Source organism: Streptomyces soli (assembly GCF_003999195.1).
Lineage (GTDB): Bacteria > Actinomycetota > Actinomycetes > Streptomycetales > Streptomycetaceae > Actinacidiphila > Actinacidiphila soli.
The window spans coordinates 71,303-87,623 of sequence record NZ_RJVR01000259.1; the positions used below are offsets into that span (position 1 = coordinate 71,303).

A 16,321-nucleotide genomic window follows, 5' to 3' on the forward strand; every position below is an offset into this window, starting at 1 on the left:
ACATGGGGAACGTGGACTCGACTCGGGCGCACCTCACACCAGCAAGCACCCGGGCGACCCCGTGCGCGACCTGGGTGGGCCGTTCGCGCGAGGCGATCACCCTGACACGCTGGGTCAAATCCGTCGAGATGAACGCGGCTGCTCATGAATCCGAAGCCGACCGGCGGCGCCACCGGCGGGACCTGCTCGCGAGCGAGCGAAACGCCGAGGCACTGTACGCGCGGCTCGCCGAGGCCGACTCGGGTGAGCGGCGCGAGATCTTCGAGGAGCTCGCCGGCATCGAGCACAGGCACGCGGCCCACTGGGAGGCGAAGCTGCGCTCCGGGGCCGAGGTACCGCCGCCCCGGCGGCCCAGCCTGCGCACCATACTCCTGAGCGCAGCCGCGAGGCGGCTGTCGACGCAGACGGTCCTGCCGATGATCGAGCGCGCCGAGCGCGCCGACGCCGGGGTCTACGACCGCGCCCCCGACGCCGCGCCGGGTATGGCCGCGGACGAGCGCCGGCACGCCCGCACCCTGGCCAAGCTGCTCCGGGCGGCAAGCCCGATCTGCGTAAGCAGATCTCGCACCGCGAGGGCTGGCACCATGGCGACCGCTCTGGCGCCCTGCGGGCCGGAGTGTTCGGGGTCAGCGACGGCCTCGTGTCGAACACCGCCCTGGTCATGGGCTTCGCCGCCCGGACCCGCCCGAGGACCCGCGCATAAGAGGCCGCGCAATTAGGTGGGGTGGAGGAAGGAGCGTGTCGAGGGCCGGGTCTGGCAAGGCGGTGGGGGCACTCTCCCCCAGACTCCGTCCGGTGGGGGCACCTCCCAGCCGCCAGGCTGGGGGAGGACCCCCACCCAGCCGCCAGGCTGGGGGACGTCGTCGACCGACGACAACGCCGCCAGGCGCCGCCCATCGGCACGCGACGCCGCCCCACCTATTCGCGCGGCCTCTAAAGGGCCAAGCCCAACCCGGCGCTCAGGAGGCGGCCGGTGGCCGGAGCCGGAGTCCCTGCATGCCGCCGTCGACGGCGAGCGAGATGCCGGTGACCGAGGCGGCGGCGGGGCTCGCGAGGTAGGCAATGGCGGCGGCCACTTCGTCGGCGGTGACCAGGCGGCCCATGGGCTGGCGTGCGTCGAGGGCGGCGCGTTCGGCCTCGGGGTCGTCGGCGGCGTCCAGCAGCCGGGTCACCCACGGGGTGTCGGCGGTGCCGGGGTTGACGCAGTTGACCCGGATGCCCTCGCGAACGTGGTCGGCGGCCATGGCCAGAGTCAGCGACAGGACGGCGCCCTTGGTGGCGCTGTAGAGGGCGCGCTGCGGCAGGCCGGCGGTGGCGGCGATGGAGCAGGTGTTGACGATCGCGGCGTGCGCCGACCGCCTCAGGTGGGGCAGGGCCGCGCGGGTGGTCCGTACGATGCCCAGCACATTGACGTCGAGGACGCGGTGCCACAGCTCGTCGGGGTTGTCCTCCACCGTGCCGATGGCTCCCATCCCGGCGTTGTTGACCAGGATGTCGATGCCGCCCAGTTCCTCTGCCGCCGACTCGACGGCGGCCCGTACGGACGCGTCGTCGCAGACGTCGGCCTTGTACGGCACCAGGGCGGCGGGGAGTCCGTCGGGGGCCAGGTCCAGGACGGCGACGCGGGCGCCGCGGTCCGCGAGGAGTTGGGCGGTGGCCAGGCCGATGCCCGACGCGCCACCGGTCACCAGGGCGCCGAGGCCCTTCATGTCGCTGCTCATGCCGTGCGTACCTCCTATGTTGTGCGGTCGGCGACCCAGAACGTGCCGTCGGGGTAGCTGTATTCGGCGATCGACTCCGGGAGCATCTGCGCGGAGAAACCGGGCGCCGTGGGTGCGGCGTAGTGGCCCCGGGAGATCACCACGGGCGTGACGAAGTGCTCATGCAGATGATCGACGTACTCGATGACGCGGTCCTGCGTGGTGCCGGACAGGGCCACGAAGTCGAACATCGACAGATGCTGGACCAGCTCGCACAGCCCGACGCCGCCCGCATGCGGGCAGACGGGCACCCCGAAGTGGGCGGCGAGCAACAGGATGGCGAGGTTCTCGTTGACACCGCCGACGCGGGCCGCGTCGATCTGCAGGACGTCGATCGCGCCGGCCTGCAGCAGCTGCTTGAAGACGATGCGGTTCTGTACATGTTCGCCGGTCGCGACCTTCACCGGTGCGACAGCCTTGCGGATGGCCGCGTGCCCGAGGATGTCGTCGGGCGAGGTCGGTTCCTCGATCCAGTAGGGCTCGAACTCAGCGAGCGCCTGGGTCCATTCGACCGCTTCGTCGACGTTCCACCGCTGGTTGGCGTCGATCGCCACCCGGATGCCGGGGCCAACGGCGGCGCGGGCGGCGCGCAGCCGCCGGATGTCGTCCTCCAGGTCGGCGCCGACCTTGAGCTTGATCTGGGTGAAGCCGTCGGCGACGGCCTGCTGCGCCAGCCGGGTGAGCTTCTCGTCGGAGTAGCCGAGCCAGCCGGGTGAGGTGGTGTAGCCGGGAATGCCGCCTTCCAGCAGCACGGCCTCTCGCTCGGCCGCGCCCTGCCTGCCCTGGCGGAGCAGTTCGAGGGCCTGGTCCGGTGTGAGCGCGTCCGCGATGTAGCGGAAGTCGACCTGGGAGACCAGCCACTCCGGTTCGGCGTGGGCCAACAGCTGCCACAGCGGCTTGCCCTCGCGCTTGGCGGCCAGATCCCACACCGCGTTGACGACGGCCCCGATCGCCATGTGCATCACGCCCTTCTCCGGGCCCAGCCAGCGCAGCTGGCTGTCCCCGATCAGGTCGCGGTTGAGCGAGCCGGGGTCGGCGCACAGACTGTCGACCACCCGGCCCAGGAGATGCGGCCGCAGCGCTTCGATCGCCGCGACCTGCACGTCGTTGCCACGTCCGATGGTGAAGACAAAGCCGTGGCCTTCGAGCCCGTCACCGGCATCGGTGCGCAGCACCAGGTAGGCGGCGGAGTAGTCGGGGTCCGGGTTCATCGCGTCCGAGCCGTCCAGTTCCCGTGAGGTGGGGAATCGGATGTCGTACGTGTCGACCGCGGTGATACGGGCGGGGTTTGCGGGCATGACGGACAAGGGGAGGCCTTTCAGGCTTGGACGAAGGTCTGGCGCACGGGGCAGTCCCCCTGTCGTGGACGGGTGCGGAACGGCGAGCCTCACGACGCCCGAGAGACATCGGAGGTCTTCGCCACCGAGACCTTAAGGCGCGATACCGCCGATGGCAATGCATTCCTCGGAGGTCTGACCCCGCCGGGGCTCCGCAGAGCCACCGAACCCGCTCCCCTCACCGTTGCCACCCGATGTCCGGGGTCTCCGAACGGTGTCGTCCGGCGGCGGCGCGGCATCAAGTCATGCCATCCGGAAGGCAAATGGCCCATTTCTTCAATGAATTGACATACCGCCCACCCGGCGCACAGCACCGAAACCCGCCGCGTCGCGGAATTGTGATCTGGGACAGCCATCCGGAGCGGCAATCAGGAAAGGGCCGTTCCCCCAGCTCAACGGCCATGCGAGGACGCCCCGGCGAGCAGGGTGGCCCACTGGGCCACCTCCGCTGCCCCACCCGGTACGGACCAGTGAGGACAGAGGGCTTGTCAACCAAGGCAATGCGGTCGTAACGTCCTCGACGTCCAACAGACCTCGGATGAATTATCGATGCGCTCTGAGCAACCTCGCCGGTTGTCTCCTCCTCGCCCTACGTGACGTGAGACCCACAACCGACAACAAGGACGTTCACGGTTGCCCGGCCGCAGGACCCGACGCGGTCCTCGGGCAGGGCCTGAATCAAGCCTCCGCCGCAGTTGCTTCCGGACCAGGAGAGAACACCGCCATGCAGATCGCCCGCCGCCGCTCCACCGCCGTCGCAGCCACCGCGCTCGCGCTGGTCGCCTTCGCCACCGCCTGCAACCGGGGCAGCAACGCCGCATCGGGATCGGGCGGCAGCAAGCCCGCCATCGGCATCGACCTGCCGCGCTCGGACTCCGACTTCTGGAACTCGTACGCGCAGTACCTGAACAAGGACATCAAGTCGGACGGCACGAACACCCTGCCGCTGAGCAACTCGCAGAACGACGTCACCAAGCTGGTCGCCAACGTCCAGGTCTTCGAGAACACCGGGGCGAAGGCCATTGTCATGGCCCCCCAGGACACCGGCGCCATCGCCTCGACCCTGGACACGCTGGAATCCAAGAAGATCCCCGTGGTCAGCGTCGACACCAGGCCGGACAAGGGCAACGTCTACATGGTGGTGCGCGCCGACAACAAGGCCTACGGCACCAAGGCCTGCGAGTACCTCGGCAAGCAGCTGGGCGGCAAGGGCAAGGTCGCCGAATTCCAGGGTGCACTGGACTCCGTCAACGGCCGCGACCGGTCCGAGGCGTTCGCCTCGTGCATGAAGACGAAGTACCCGAACATCCAGTTCTTCGAGCTCCCGACCGACTGGAAGGGCGATGTCGCCTCGGCGAAGCTGCAGAGCCTGCTCGCCCAGCACCCCGACCTGAACGGCATCTACATGCAGGCCGGCGGCGTCTTCCTGCAGCCGACCCTCGCGCTGCTCAAGCAGAAGGGCCTGCTCAAGCCGACCGGCACCAAGGGTCACATCACCATCGTGTCCAACGACGGCATTCCGCAGGAGTTCGACGCGATCCGCAAGGGCGAGATCGACGCGACCATCTCCCAGCCGGCCGACCTCTACGCCAAGTACGCGCTGTACTACGCCGAGGCCGCAGCCGCGGGCAAGACGTTCAAGCCGGGGGCGACCGACCACGACTCCACCATCATCAAGCTCCCCAACGGGCTGGAGGACCAGCTCCCGGCACCGCTGGTGACCAAGGACAACGTGGACGACAAGTCGCTGTGGGGCAACAACATCGGCTGACCGCCGCCGCGGGGAGGGGGCGGTCACCGCTCCCTCCCCCTCGGCCCCCTCCATCCGCAGCCAAAGGATCCAAAGGACGGTATCCACCATGGCGGACACCGCGACCGCCCCGCCGGCCGGCACCGGGCGACCGGTTCCCGTAGCCGAGGCGACCGGCATCAGCAAACGCTTCGGCGCCACTGTCGCGCTGCGCGACGCCCGGATCACCATCAACCCCGGTGAGGCGCATGCCCTCGTCGGCCGCAACGGCGCCGGCAAGTCGACGCTCGTGTCCGTCCTCACCGGTCTCCAGCAGCCGGACACCGGTCTCCTGACCTTCTCCGGGGAGCCGGCGCCGGGCTTCGGGGACACCGACGCCTGGCGGTCGCGCGTCGCCTGTGTCTACCAGCGGTCCACAATCATTACCGAACTGACCGTCGCCGAGAACCTCTTCCTGGGCCGTCAGAGCACCGGCGCCCTGCGGCCGATCCGCTGGAAGGAGCTGCGGCAGCGGGCCGGAGAGCTGCTCGGCGAGTACGGCGTGGACATCGATCCGACCGCCCGCGCCCGGGATCTCACCGTGGAGCAGCGGCAGTTCGTCGAGATCGCGCGCGCCCTCTCTTTCGGCGCGCGCTTCATCATCCTCGACGAGCCGACCGCCAAGCTCGACGCGAACGGCATCGTCCGCCTCTTCGGCAAGCTCCGCGACCTGCAACGGCAGGGCGTCGCCTTCCTGTTCATCTCCCACCACCTGCAGGAGGTCTACGACCTCTGCGGTACCGTCACCGTCTACCGCGACGCCCGCCATGTCCTCACCGCCCCCGTGGCCGACCTCGACCACGAAGCGCTGGTGGAGGCCATGACCGGTGAGAGCGCCACCACGGTCTCCGCCACGCCGGCCGGGACACCGGCCGCCGACGGCACGGCGCGGGAGCTGCTGGCCATCGACGGTCTGACGCTCTCCGGCGCCTACCAGGACCTGTCGCTGTCGGTCCGCGCCGGCGAAGTGGTGGGCCTGGCCGGGGCCACGGCCAGCGGCAACGTCCGGCTGGGCGAGACCGTCGCTGGGCTGCACCGCCCCGACGCCGGGCGGATCACGGTGGCCGGCCGGGAGGTCCGTACCGGCAGCGTGCCCGCGGCTCTGGCGGCCGGGGTGGGCCTTGTCCCCGAGGACCGCCACGTCCAGGGCCTGGTCGGCAACCGCAGCGTGGCGGAGAACGCCACCCTCACCGTGACCGACCAGCTCGGGCCGTTCGGCACCGTACTGCCGTCCCGGACCAGGGTGTTCGCCGAGCGCATGATCAAGGACCTGGACATCAAGACCCCGAGCCCGGGCACCCCGGTCTCCGCGCTGTCCGGCGGCAACCAGCAAAAGGTCGTCATCGCCCGCGCCCTGGCGACCGACCCCCAGGTGCTGGTGACCGTGCGGCCGACCAACGGCGTCGACGTGAAGTCCAAAGAGTTCCTGCTCGGCCGGATCCGCAGGGCCGCCGACGACGGCCGAGCCGCCCTGATCATCTCCGACGAACTGGACGACCTGAAGGTGTGCGACCGCGTCGTGGCGATGTTCCACGGCCGGATCGTGGCGCAGTTCACCCCGGGCTGGCGCGACGAGCAGCTGGTCGCGGCCATGGAGGGCATCGGCGGCACGCCCGCCGAATCCGACCCCGCCGGCACCCTCAGTACCGCCGATACCACAGACTCCGAAGCGCACGGAAGGTAGTCATGCCCGCCCCCACAGATGTCACCGAAACCGCGGCGCCCGCGGCCGGCACCACCGCGGCGGCAGGCCCGCGCCTCCGTGTCGAGCTCGGCCGCTTCCGTGAACTGTCCCTGATCCCGGTCATCGCCGTACTCGTCCTGATCGGTTTCATCGTCTCCCCGGCCTTCCTCACCTCCACCAACCTCCTCGGCGTGGCCCAGCAGTCCACCGAACTGAGCCTGCTGGTCCTCGCCGAGGCCCTGATCCTCATCGTCGGCCGGATGGACCTCTCCCTGGAGTCCACCATCGGCGTGGCTCCCGTTATCGCCGTCTGGCTGGTCCTGCCCACCAGCGGCGGCCGCTTCACCGGCCTCGGACTGTTCCCGGCCTGGATGGCCATCCCGGCATGCCTGGTGATCGGGGCGCTGATCGGCGCTTTCAACGGCTTCCTGATCCTCAAACTCCAGCTCAACGGGTTCATCGTCACGCTCGGCGGACTCACCATGCTGCGCGGTCTGCAGGTTGCCATCTCCAAGGGCCAGTCGATCGTCGAGCTGCCCGCCTCCTTCACCTATCTCGGCCACACCTCATGGCTGGGCGCCCCCGCCGCCATCTGGATCTGCGCCGTGCTCTTCTGCATCGGCGGCTCCGCCCTGGCCTGGCTGCGGCACGGCCGAGCGCTGTACGCGATCGGCGGCAACCCCGAGGCGGCGCGCACGGCGGGCATCCGGGCGGACCGGATCACCTGGGTCGTCCTCATCGTCGGCGGTCTGCTCGCCGCGTTCGCCGGCGTCCTGTACGCGGGCCACTACGGCTCCATCTCCGCGGACCAGGGCAGCGGCTGGATCTTCCAGGTCTTCGCCGCGACCGTCATCGGCGGGGTCAGCCTCAACGGCGGCCGGGGAACCCTCTTCGGCGCCCTGACCGGCGTCCTGACCCTGCAGCTGGTGAGCAACGTCATGACCCTGGCCGGTGTCCCCCCGCTGTGGAACCAGTTCCTCAACGGCGCCATCATCATCGTCGCCCTGATCATCTCCCGCTTCGCCTCCGGCGAGAAGCAGGAGTGACACCGCCTTGGCCGTGACCGATGAGGCGATAGCCAGTATCAAGACCATGATTCTGGCCGGTGATCTGGCGCCCGGCTCCCGCCTCCCCAGGGAGGAGGATCTCGCCGTCCAGCTGGGGCTGTCGCGCAACTCCCTGCGCGAGGCGGTCCGGGCGCTCACCGCCATGCGCATCCTCGTCGTCCGTCAGGGTGACGGCACCTACGTATCCAGCCTCGAGCCCGAGATCCTGCTGGAAACCCTGGCCTTCGCCGCTGACGTCTCCCGGGGGCGTACTGCCCTGCAACTGCTGCAGGTACGACGACTGCTGGAGCCCCCGGCGACCGAATGGGCGGCCGCACTGCTGGTGCCGGACGACCTGCTGGCACTGCGCGACATACTCGACCGCTCCCGGTGCGCCGCCACCGTGGAGGAATTCGTCGCCCTGGACATCGAGTTCCACCTGCGGATCATCGAAGCTGTGGGCAACCCCGTGCTGTCCACGCTGCTCCGGGTGCTCTCCACCCGTACTCAGCGAGTACGCATCGTGCGCGGCAACCGCATCCGGCGGTCCCTGGACAGCGTCCACCAGGAACACGAGGACATCCTGCGCGCCCTCGAAGCCCGCGACCCTCATCTGGCCGCCTCCACCGCCGCCGTGCACGTGGCTGCCGTCGAACGCTGGCTGGAGGCCAATCCGGCCGACGCAACGGCCGGCAGTGGCGAGCGTCGTGATGCGTGACACAACCGCGGGTAAGCGGTAAAGCACGCCTCCTCGTACTTTGTCCTTGGTGAAGAGCAGCCGACGCGTTTCGCTGTGTATTCATTCGCGCGCCCGTCCCGGTCCTCGCGGTGCCGTTCTGATGTCCGGGCACCCGCCGCCCGTGAACAGCGAGCACACAGGAGTTTTCATGTCCCTACGTTTTTCCAGGGCTGCGGCCATCGACGCCCGGGTCCCGGACATCTTCGGCCAGTCCTCGGGGCGCACCACGTGGTGCGTCCTGCCAGAGCGGTCAGGTGTAGGCGCCGGGCTCGATCTTGTACGCGGGTGCGGTGCCCAGCGCGGTGGTGGTGTCGGCACTGGCGATCAGCCAGGCGCGCCCGCGCAGCGGGCTGGGGACCTTCCTTGCGCCGGGGGCCTCAGCGGCGGCTACGGAACGTCCGGCGCAGGTCGTCGATCCAGGCGTCGGGGACTTCCCAGGGGATGAAGTGGCCGCCTTCGTCGTGGGCGGTGAGGTTGACGTGGTTGTACCAGTCGGCGCGGTCGCTCGCGAGCCAGTTGTCGACGCGCTGTTGTGCGGTGTTGACGCCGGGCGGGTTCTCGTAGCCGACGAAGGTGATGCCGGTGGGGGCTTCGACGGCAGGGGTGCGGGGGTGGGCGGGGGTCCAGGGGTAGCGGTTGGCGTTGGCGTAGTAGCGCATCGAGGTGCCGATGGCGTTGTTGGCCCAGAAGATCGTGGCGTGGGTGAGGAGGTCGTCCTTGGTGAACACGGTCTCGATGTCGCCGTGGTTGTCGCTCCAGTTGACCCAGCGTTCCAGGATCCAGGCGAGCAGGCCGACGGGAGAGTCACTCAGGCCATAGGCGAGCGTGCTGGAGCCGAGAACGTGGGCGGCCAGGTGGACGGCGAAGCGGCGGTCGAAGGCGATGATGCCGGCGCGGATGTCGTCGGGCAGCCCGTCGGGGATGGGCTGCCCTCCGCTGAGGTCCCAGGCACGGTCGCCGTTGAAGAAGGTGAGCTTCAGGCCGGAGCCGATGTGGATGCCGTGGATCTCGTCCGCGTACTTGTGGCCGAGTTGACCGGTGACCAGGGCGCCGACGTCGCAGCCGGCGGCGGCGTACTTCTGATGGCCGAGAGTGCTGGTCATCAGGGTGTGCCAGAGGTCGGCGACCTTCCAGAAGTTCATGTCCGGGTGGTCGGGCAGCGGGGTGGAGAAGCCGAAGCCGGGCAGGGAGGGGACGATGACGTCGAAGGCGTCGGCGGGGTCGCCGCCGAAGGCTGCGGGGTCGGCGAGGGGGTCGATCACCTTGGACCAGTGCCAGAAGGTCCAGGGCCAGCCGTGGGTGAGGATGAGCGGGATCGGGTCGGGGCCGACTCCGGGCTTGCGCATGAAGTGGACCGGTACGCCGTTCACCGGCACCTGGTAGTGCTCGTAGGCGTTGATGGCGGCTTCGGCCTTGCGCCAGTCGTAGTGGTGGAGCCAGTGGTCGGTCAGCTCCTGGAGGTAGGAGCGGCCGACGCCGTAGTACCAGTCGCTGTTTCCGGCGTCGTCGGGCCAGCGGGTGAGCTCCAGTCGCGTCCTGAGGTCGTCCAGTACGGCGTCGGGCACATGGACGGGCGTGGGGTCCAGCGGGAAGCGCGGTGTGTCAGCCACGGTGGATTCCTTCGGGTGTCAGACCTGGCCGTCCATGAGCGCGGCCATGCGCGTGAGCGCGGGCAGGGCGGCGGCGATGGAGTGCCGTTCCTCGGGGGTGAGTTGGTCGGCCAGTTCGGTGAAGCGGCGGACTCGTTCCTGGCGGCGGCCGTTGATGATCCGCGCGCCGGCGTCGGTCACCCGGACCAGGACGGCGCGGCGGTCCTCGGGGGCGGGATGGCGTTCCACCAGCCCCTCGCCTTCCAGGCGCGTGACGAGCTGGGTGACAGCCGGCTGGGTGATCTGCTCGGTCGCGGTCAGCGCGGTCAGCCGCATGGGGCCTTTGCGGGTCAGGGTGTGCAGGACAGACAGCGTGGTGAAGCTGTACTTGTCCCTGGCCGGGAGCCGGATGTTGTTGCGGGTGAACTCCTCTATGGCCGAGGCGAGTTCGTCGGCGTCGAAGTCCAGGGCGCGGTGTCCTGCCATAGACCGAATGTATCACGGACTTATTTAAACTGCTTATGCAATTCCCCGCGCCGCGTGCGCCGCGTTCGTCGCGTGCGCCACGTGCCTCCGCGGTCAGGGGCGGGCCTTGCCGAAGTACATGAGCTCGCACAGCGCGTTGTCGGTGTAGCTCTCCGCCAGCTCGTCATCCTCGTAGCGCTCGATGCGCAGCTCACCGGCGAACCGCAGGTAGGCGCCGTCAAAGCCGATGAGCTTGGCGGCGACCTTCTTGGGGCCCTTGAGGTCGTCGACGAACCTGTTGGCGGCGAGGTCGGCGTGGCGGGTGTAGGTGATGACGTACCGCTCTTCGCCGTCGGTGTACGTGTAGCGGGTGATGTTGTCCACCGGCTTGCCGGTTTTGGCGTCGGTGTAGCGGCCCAGCGCCTCGAAGGTGACCTTGCCGGCGTCGTCGGCGATCAGCTGCCCGTCGCGGGCCAGCATGAACACCGGCAGAGCCGCGTATCCGTAGCGCTCCTGCGCGGTGATGTACGAGGCGATCACCGAGTAGGGGCCGGCCGCGCCACGCGCCCAGTACCCGTGGTGCATGAGGTCGAGCACCGAGGCGTTACCCCAGTTGTGGTCGTGGTAACCGACGCCCGTGACCGTGTGACTGTCACCGCCAACACTGTAGGTCGCCTCGACCACGCCCTGCGGTACGGCCGGCAGCCACGCGAAGTAGCTCTCGCCGTCCTCGCCGAAGAGCCAGTGGCCGGTCTCGGGACGCCAGGCGGGCACCTGCCCGGTCAGCCTGACCTCGACCTCGACCTCCTCGACACGGGCGCGGATGGTGTATGCGTGCAGGTCGCCCGCGAACACGCTGTCGCCGATACGAACATCGCAGGTCTCGGTGAAGGCGGAGAAGGAATCGGCGGGCAGCTCGACGAGCTTGTTGAGCTGGGTGCCGTCGGGCAGGGTCAGGTCGATGCGGATCACCGGGCTCAGCGGCTTGTTGAGGTCGGTGAACTCCTTGGTCATGAAGGCCACGACAAGCATCGCGTCGTCGTCCAGGTGCGCGTCGAAGTACCACCACTCGTACGTGCCCTTGCAGCCGTCGGTGCGCATGCCGTCCTCCGACGGCTTGATCACGCGGGGTTCGATGCCGAACCGTGCGTACGCCTCGGGGGTGCTGCCCATGCGAGCGGGGACAGGGGTTGCTGCGCGGGTGCGGGACATGGGAGCCACGCTCCTCTCGAGGGCGGCGGAGGGCGGCATCAATTAGCCAGATGCCTATTTTCAGCCCCTCGACAGTGTGCGGCATTTGCCCCCTTCGGGCAATTACGACCGACTGACCAGCTGCCCCAGGGGCGTCAGATGTGCACCAGCGCTGACGCGGAAGCTGTCGTCCGGAAACGGGCCCGGTATGCGGTGGGCGAGATCCCCATGCGGTGCTGGAAGGCGCGGCGCATGGATTCCGCCGATCCGAATCCCGACTTCTCCGCAACGGTGTCGACCGCTTCGCTGCCTGCTTCGAGGAGCGCCTGTGCGGCTTCGAGCCGGACGGACTCGAGGTACTGCCACACGGTCATGCCGGTCTCCGTACGGAACAGCCTGGTGAGATGGCGCGCGCTGACGCCGGCCTCGTGCGCCAGATTCTCCAGGCTCTGCAAGGTGCCGGGGTCGGCTCCGACCGCGTCCATGATGTGCCGGACCGCTGGGTGCGCGGCCTCAGGGGGACTGAGGCGGGCGCTGAACTGGGACTGTCCTCCGGGGCGGGCCATGAAGACCACGAGCTCCCGGGCGACGCCGCGCGCGATGTCCGCTCCGTAGTCCTCCTCGACCAGGGCCAGTGAGAGATCGATTCCCGCTGTGACACCGGCGGAGGAGATGACCTTGCCGTCCCGCACGAAGATGGGGTCCGCTTCCACCGTGACCTGGGGATAGGCGGTGGCCATGTCCCTCGCGAGCTGCCAGTGGGTCACCGCCCGGCGGCCGTTGAGGACTCCGGTCTCCGCCAGGAGGAAGGCTCCCGCGCACACCGACGCGATCCGCTTCGAGCGCTGCGCGAGCTCCGCGACCTCGGCCACGAGGCCACGGTCGCCCACCGCCCGTCGCCAGTCCTTCCTCCCCGGTACGAGCAAGGTCCCCAGCCGCGGCGGCAGTTCCTGCCATCCGCCCTCCACCCCGAGGCGTACCCCGGAGGAGGTGCGGATGTCCTCGCCCGTGGGCGACACGAGGTGGACGTCATAGCGGGCGCCGTGGGAATTGGCGGTTGTGAACACTTCGACGGGCCCGGTCACATCGAGCAACTGGGCTCCGTCGAAGGCCACGACCGCTACTACGTGCGCCGGGCCGGTGCCGGAGGTCACTCCGGCCACGGCGAGTCGAGGATGGTGCGGACGAAGTCCCCTCGTACGAAGCCCGGCACGTAGTGCTGCAGTACGTCCGCCTTGACGTTGCCGAACGTCGTTTCCGGCTTCGGGCGGATCCCGTCGGTGAAGGCGCCGAGGATCCGGTGCTTGAAGTCCGGGCGAGGATGCAGAGCCACGATCTCCGCGCGGTCGGCGTCCGAGACGTCGTGGTATCCGATGCCGAGTACGTCGTACTCGACCCCGGCGGTCACCAGCGCCACCTCGGGCTCCATGTGCTCGGGTATACCCGGCGTGGTGTGCAGCGCGATGGCGGTCCACACCCTGCGGATGCTGTCCTCCGGGACCTGGTGGGCCTGCAGGAAGCGCCGCGCCTCGTCCGCGCTGTCGACCTCGAATCGGCGGCCACTGGACCGGAAGCGTTCGCCCAGCCCCAGGTCGTGGAACATGGCGCCGACATAGAGCAGCTCGGGGTCGAAGCTCAGACCGCGGTTCCGGCCCTGCAGGGCGCCGAACCAGTACACACGGCGGGAGTGGTGGTAAACGAGCTCGCTCGCCGTGTCCCGGACCAGCTGGGTCGCCTCCTGGGCGAGCTTCGTGTCGGGCGCGCTGACGCCGGCTACCTGGTCTGAGTAGGTGGTCACGGTGGTCATCACATTCACCCACGCTTCCGGTCGGAAATGCGGCCGGGCTCTCCGGCCACTGAGACCAGCTTCTGCCTGTGGGAAGCGCCTCGCCACGGCTCAAAGGCCGGGTTGCCCACACATACGGACACGGCCGGCTGCGCCGGTTTTCAGCCCTGGCGGGCCTTGAACCGCGGGTCCTTCTTGTTGATGACGAACACCCTGCCGCGACGGCGCACGACCTGGGCTCCCGGCTTGGCCTTCAAAGAACGCAGTGACTGTCGGACCTTCATGGTGGTGCCTTTCTCTCCGCGGCGCGCGAGCGCCACGGTCATGACAACCCACCCGTGATCTGTTTGATTCCCCTTCGGCGACGGCTCGGCGGCCCGTCGCCCCGGCGGCACCGACCGGCGGTCAGCCCGCGTCGGCGACCAGGCTGACGCTCTCGACTCCGGCGACGGCGACGGCGACGGCGACGGCCTCAGGTTCCCCGCCGCGTCGCGGATCAGCACACCGCCATGGGAAGACGCGATGCGGCCCTCCGAGATGGCGGCCAGGGCCGCGAAGAAGGCCGGGTCGCGGGTGGCGTGCCCGGCGCCGGCAGCGCCGCCCGCGCCGGTGCCGAGGCACCCCCAGGCTTTCGCATGGGCGATCTGCGGGCGCAGGATCCCGGAGCCTTCTTCGCGTTTGACCACCACCGGGTGATCAAGGTCTGGCCTTCTCCAGACCGTCGAGTACGAGACCCAGCCCGAACCGGAACTCCTCTTCGAGCGGCACACCGGTGAGGTCGTCGGCGGCAGCCGTCGTGGCCGGGTAGGTCGCCGGGTCGAGCGAACGGTAGTAATCCCGCAGCAGGACCTCGTCCTCAGGGCGGGGCGCGCCCGGCCCGTGCTGCTGGATGGCGAAACCGATGACGTAGTGACCGATCGCGGTAAGGGCTCGCGCGGCCAGCTCGACCGGGAATCCGTAACCGAGCAGAAGGCTCAGGGTGCGTTCCCGGTTGACCAGGCCGTGCGGGCCGACGGGCACCTGGGCCACGAGAAGGGGCAGCACGTTGGGATGCCGGCGCACGGTGCGGTAGAAGGCGTCCGCTCCCCGTTCGACGGCTTCCCGCCAGGACAGCCCGTCCGGGACTTCGGTGGGCACCGGCACCTCGCCGAGGACGCGGTCCGCAACGTGGGCGAGCAGTTCGTCCTTGCCGGCGAAGTGCCGGTACAGGGTCGCCGTACCCGAATCCAGGGCATCGGCCAGCATGCGGAGAGTCAGCGCCTGTACGCCGACCTCGTCGACGAGCTTCAGAGCCATGTCGACGATGCGTCCGACGTCGACCGGCGGCCGACCTCGGCGGTAGGCGGGAGCGGGCGCCTGACTCGCCCACCACGCGGGGCTGCCGGGGACGGCTGACGGCTCTGGGGTCACGGTGATTGTCTCCTCGGGCCATTAATACGGAGTCGTCGTATCCAAAACAGTCTTTTCGGTGCTAGCGTAGCCGTTATGTCTTCCAGCACCGCGCTCATGATTCCCACGTCCATGCGAGCCGCGCAGGTCAACCGGTTCGGCGAAGCCCGGGACGTCTTCGAGGTCGTCCACAACGCGCCGACTCCCTCCCCGGGTGAGGGAGAGGTCCTCGTCCGGCAGCGGGCCACCTCGGTCAACCCGATCGACTGCCGCCGACGCGGTGGTTACGGCAAGAAGCTGATGGAGCTGCGCGGCATGGCGGACCTGCCTCTGCTCCTGGGCAATGACGTGTCCGGCGACATCGTCGCGGTCGGCCCCGGAGTCAGCGATCGACTGCTGCCGGGGGATGCCGTCTTCGGCGCCAAACGGCCTTCGAAGGAGGGCACTTACGCCGAATACTGCGTGGTCAAGGCGGATGACGTCGTCCACAAGCCCGCCGCCCTCTCCTACGCCCAGGCCGCCGCACTGCCGTACGCGTTCCTGTCCGCCTGGGCAGCGCTGCGGGACGCGGGGCTGCAGGCCACGACCGCCGCGGGCAAGCGTGTCTTCCTGCAGGGCGGCAGCGGGGGCACCGGCGTTGTGACGATCCAGGTGTGCAAAGCGTTGGGCGCACACGTCGCCACGACCGCCGGACCGGCCGGCGTGGAACTGTGCCGCGACCTGGGCGCCGACGAGGTCGTCAACTACCGAACGCAGGACTTCGCCGAGCACCTCAGCGACTTCGACTTCGCGGTCTGCCTCGCCGACCAGGGCGAGGAGAAGAAGATGCTCTCAATTCTGCGCGACGGTCCCGGCTCCGGTTACGCAACTCTGTGCACCCCCTGATGAGCCTGGTCGACGAGAAGGGCCTGGTGCGAGGTGGCGCCGAGGCCGCCCTGACCCTGCAGAGCCGCCGGCTGGAGCAGAAGTTCCGCCGCCGGAACTACGGATGGACCCTGTTCAAGCCCGACCGGTCGGCACTCGAACTGCTCGCCGGTCTGGCCGGAGAGGGAGAGGTGAAGGCCGTGATTGACCAGACCTATCCGCTGTCCGACATGGCCGGCGCTCATGAGTACGTCGAGCGCGGGCGTTCGAAGGGGAAGGTCGTTGTCGAGATCGGATGAACGGCGCTGTCACCGGGGCCGGTAGCGAATCTCGAGCATCACGCACCCGGTGCTCGTACGGTAAGGGCCGTGCGGCATGCCGGGCGGCCGGGACGCGTAGTGGCCGACGGTGAACGTCCTGCCCAGCGTGAGATCCTCCAACTCGCCTTCGAGCAGGAAGACTTCCTCGTAGTACGCGTGCCGGATCACCCCGGCGGCCGACGTGTCGAGCCCGGGCGCCCAGCGGGCCAGCCGGGTGAGTTCCGCCCCGTCGCCGGAGGGAGCGGAGCTGAGGAGGCGTTCCGACACCCCGGGCGATCCCTGGGCGTCCACCCAGGGCACTTCGTCCGCGTCGAAGAACTCGTGTTCGTCCTTCAGCTCAGGCTGCGCGTCGGCTTCCATTC

Annotated in this window: 17 protein-coding genes; 7 read left to right on the forward strand and 10 right to left on the reverse strand. The window is 69.3% G+C overall.

Annotated elements, in window-relative coordinates; translation table 11 throughout:
* Positions 1-2 precede the first annotated feature (2 nt).
* Complete coding sequence (locus EFK10_RS27345; RefSeq protein ID WP_127358327.1) at positions 3-719, forward strand: ferritin family protein; 717 nt, start codon at positions 3-5, stop codon at positions 717-719.
* Positions 720-959: 240 nt separating this feature from the next.
* Here the strand turns inward: EFK10_RS27345 and EFK10_RS27350 are convergent, their stop codons facing one another.
* Together EFK10_RS27350 and EFK10_RS27355 are read right to left on the reverse strand one after the other, a co-directional pair.
* Positions 960-1,721, reverse strand: coding sequence for an SDR family NAD(P)-dependent oxidoreductase (locus EFK10_RS27350; RefSeq protein ID WP_127358328.1), 762 nt, complete (start codon positions 1,719-1,721; stop codon positions 960-962).
* 14 nt (positions 1,722-1,735) lie between these two features.
* Positions 1,736-3,058 (reverse strand): enolase C-terminal domain-like protein, encoded by a 1,323-nt coding sequence (locus EFK10_RS27355; RefSeq protein ID WP_127358329.1) that lies wholly within the window; start codon positions 3,056-3,058, stop codon positions 1,736-1,738.
* A 763-nt stretch (positions 3,059-3,821) separates the two neighbouring features.
* Here EFK10_RS27355 and EFK10_RS27360 point away from each other — a divergent pair.
* The 4 genes from EFK10_RS27360 to EFK10_RS27375 all read left to right on the forward strand — a co-directional run bounded on the left by EFK10_RS27360 (position 3,822) and on the right by EFK10_RS27375 (position 8,334).
* Positions 3,822-4,868 (forward strand): sugar ABC transporter substrate-binding protein, encoded by a 1,047-nt coding sequence (locus EFK10_RS27360; RefSeq protein ID WP_127358369.1) that lies wholly within the window; start codon positions 3,822-3,824, stop codon positions 4,866-4,868.
* Between the two features lie 88 nt (positions 4,869-4,956).
* Complete coding sequence (locus EFK10_RS27365; protein WP_127358330.1) at positions 4,957-6,570, forward strand: sugar ABC transporter ATP-binding protein; 1,614 nt, start codon at positions 4,957-4,959, stop codon at positions 6,568-6,570.
* A 2-nt stretch (positions 6,571-6,572) separates the two neighbouring features.
* Positions 6,573-7,616: an ABC transporter permease gene (locus EFK10_RS27370; protein WP_127358331.1), complete on the forward strand. Its 1,044-nt coding sequence runs from the start codon at positions 6,573-6,575 to the stop codon at positions 7,614-7,616.
* 7 nt (positions 7,617-7,623) lie between these two features.
* Entirely contained in the window at positions 7,624-8,334 is a 711-nt protein-coding gene (locus tag EFK10_RS27375) for a FadR/GntR family transcriptional regulator (protein ID WP_127358332.1), read from the forward strand.
* A 398-nt stretch (positions 8,335-8,732) separates the two neighbouring features.
* Here the strand turns inward: EFK10_RS27375 and EFK10_RS27380 are convergent, their stop codons facing one another.
* The 7 genes from EFK10_RS27380 to EFK10_RS27410 all read right to left on the reverse strand — a co-directional run bounded on the left by EFK10_RS27380 (position 8,733) and on the right by EFK10_RS27410 (position 14,796).
* Positions 8,733-9,965 (reverse strand): epoxide hydrolase family protein, encoded by a 1,233-nt coding sequence (locus tag EFK10_RS27380; protein ID WP_127358333.1) that lies wholly within the window; start codon positions 9,963-9,965, stop codon positions 8,733-8,735.
* A gap of 18 nt (positions 9,966-9,983) precedes the next feature.
* Positions 9,984-10,430 (reverse strand): MarR family winged helix-turn-helix transcriptional regulator, encoded by a 447-nt coding sequence (locus EFK10_RS27385; RefSeq protein ID WP_127358334.1) that lies wholly within the window; start codon positions 10,428-10,430, stop codon positions 9,984-9,986.
* Between the two features lie 93 nt (positions 10,431-10,523).
* Positions 10,524-11,621 (reverse strand): hydroxyneurosporene dehydrogenase, encoded by a 1,098-nt coding sequence (locus tag EFK10_RS27390; RefSeq protein WP_127358335.1) that lies wholly within the window; start codon positions 11,619-11,621, stop codon positions 10,524-10,526.
* 134 nt (positions 11,622-11,755) lie between these two features.
* Positions 11,756-12,763 carry a GlxA family transcriptional regulator gene (locus EFK10_RS27395; protein WP_240677488.1) on the reverse strand — a complete coding sequence of 336 codons (1,008 nt, stop codon included), beginning with the start codon at positions 12,761-12,763 and terminating at the stop codon, positions 11,756-11,758.
* Positions 12,751-13,398, reverse strand: a complete 648-nt coding sequence (locus EFK10_RS27400; RefSeq protein ID WP_240677489.1) for an HD domain-containing protein — start codon at positions 13,396-13,398, stop codon at positions 12,751-12,753. The genes EFK10_RS27395 and EFK10_RS27400 overlap by 13 nt, the downstream gene beginning before the upstream one ends.
* Positions 13,399-13,547: 149 nt before the next feature.
* Positions 13,548-13,670 carry a type B 50S ribosomal protein L36 gene (gene ykgO / locus EFK10_RS27405; RefSeq protein WP_127358371.1) on the reverse strand — a complete coding sequence of 41 codons (123 nt, stop codon included), beginning with the start codon at positions 13,668-13,670 and terminating at the stop codon, positions 13,548-13,550.
* Between the two features lie 412 nt (positions 13,671-14,082).
* The gene (locus tag EFK10_RS27410) at positions 14,083-14,796 is read right to left on the reverse strand and encodes a TetR/AcrR family transcriptional regulator (protein WP_240677490.1); all 714 of its coding nucleotides are present in this window, start codon (positions 14,794-14,796) and stop codon (positions 14,083-14,085) included.
* A 75-nt stretch (positions 14,797-14,871) separates the two neighbouring features.
* Between EFK10_RS27410 and EFK10_RS27415 the strand changes: the two genes are divergently transcribed.
* Positions 14,872-15,660: an NADP-dependent oxidoreductase gene (locus tag EFK10_RS27415; RefSeq protein ID WP_127358337.1), complete on the forward strand. Its 789-nt coding sequence runs from the start codon at positions 14,872-14,874 to the stop codon at positions 15,658-15,660.
* Positions 15,660-15,938, forward strand: coding sequence for a zinc-binding dehydrogenase (locus tag EFK10_RS27420; RefSeq protein WP_127358338.1), 279 nt, complete (start codon positions 15,660-15,662; stop codon positions 15,936-15,938). The genes EFK10_RS27415 and EFK10_RS27420 overlap by 1 nt, the downstream gene beginning before the upstream one ends.
* A 9-nt stretch (positions 15,939-15,947) precedes the next feature.
* On the opposite strand, the gene EFK10_RS27425 is transcribed toward EFK10_RS27420, so the two are convergent.
* Positions 15,948-16,319, reverse strand: coding sequence for a cupin domain-containing protein (locus EFK10_RS27425; RefSeq protein WP_127358339.1), 372 nt, complete (start codon positions 16,317-16,319; stop codon positions 15,948-15,950).
* Positions 16,320-16,321 lie beyond the last annotated feature (2 nt).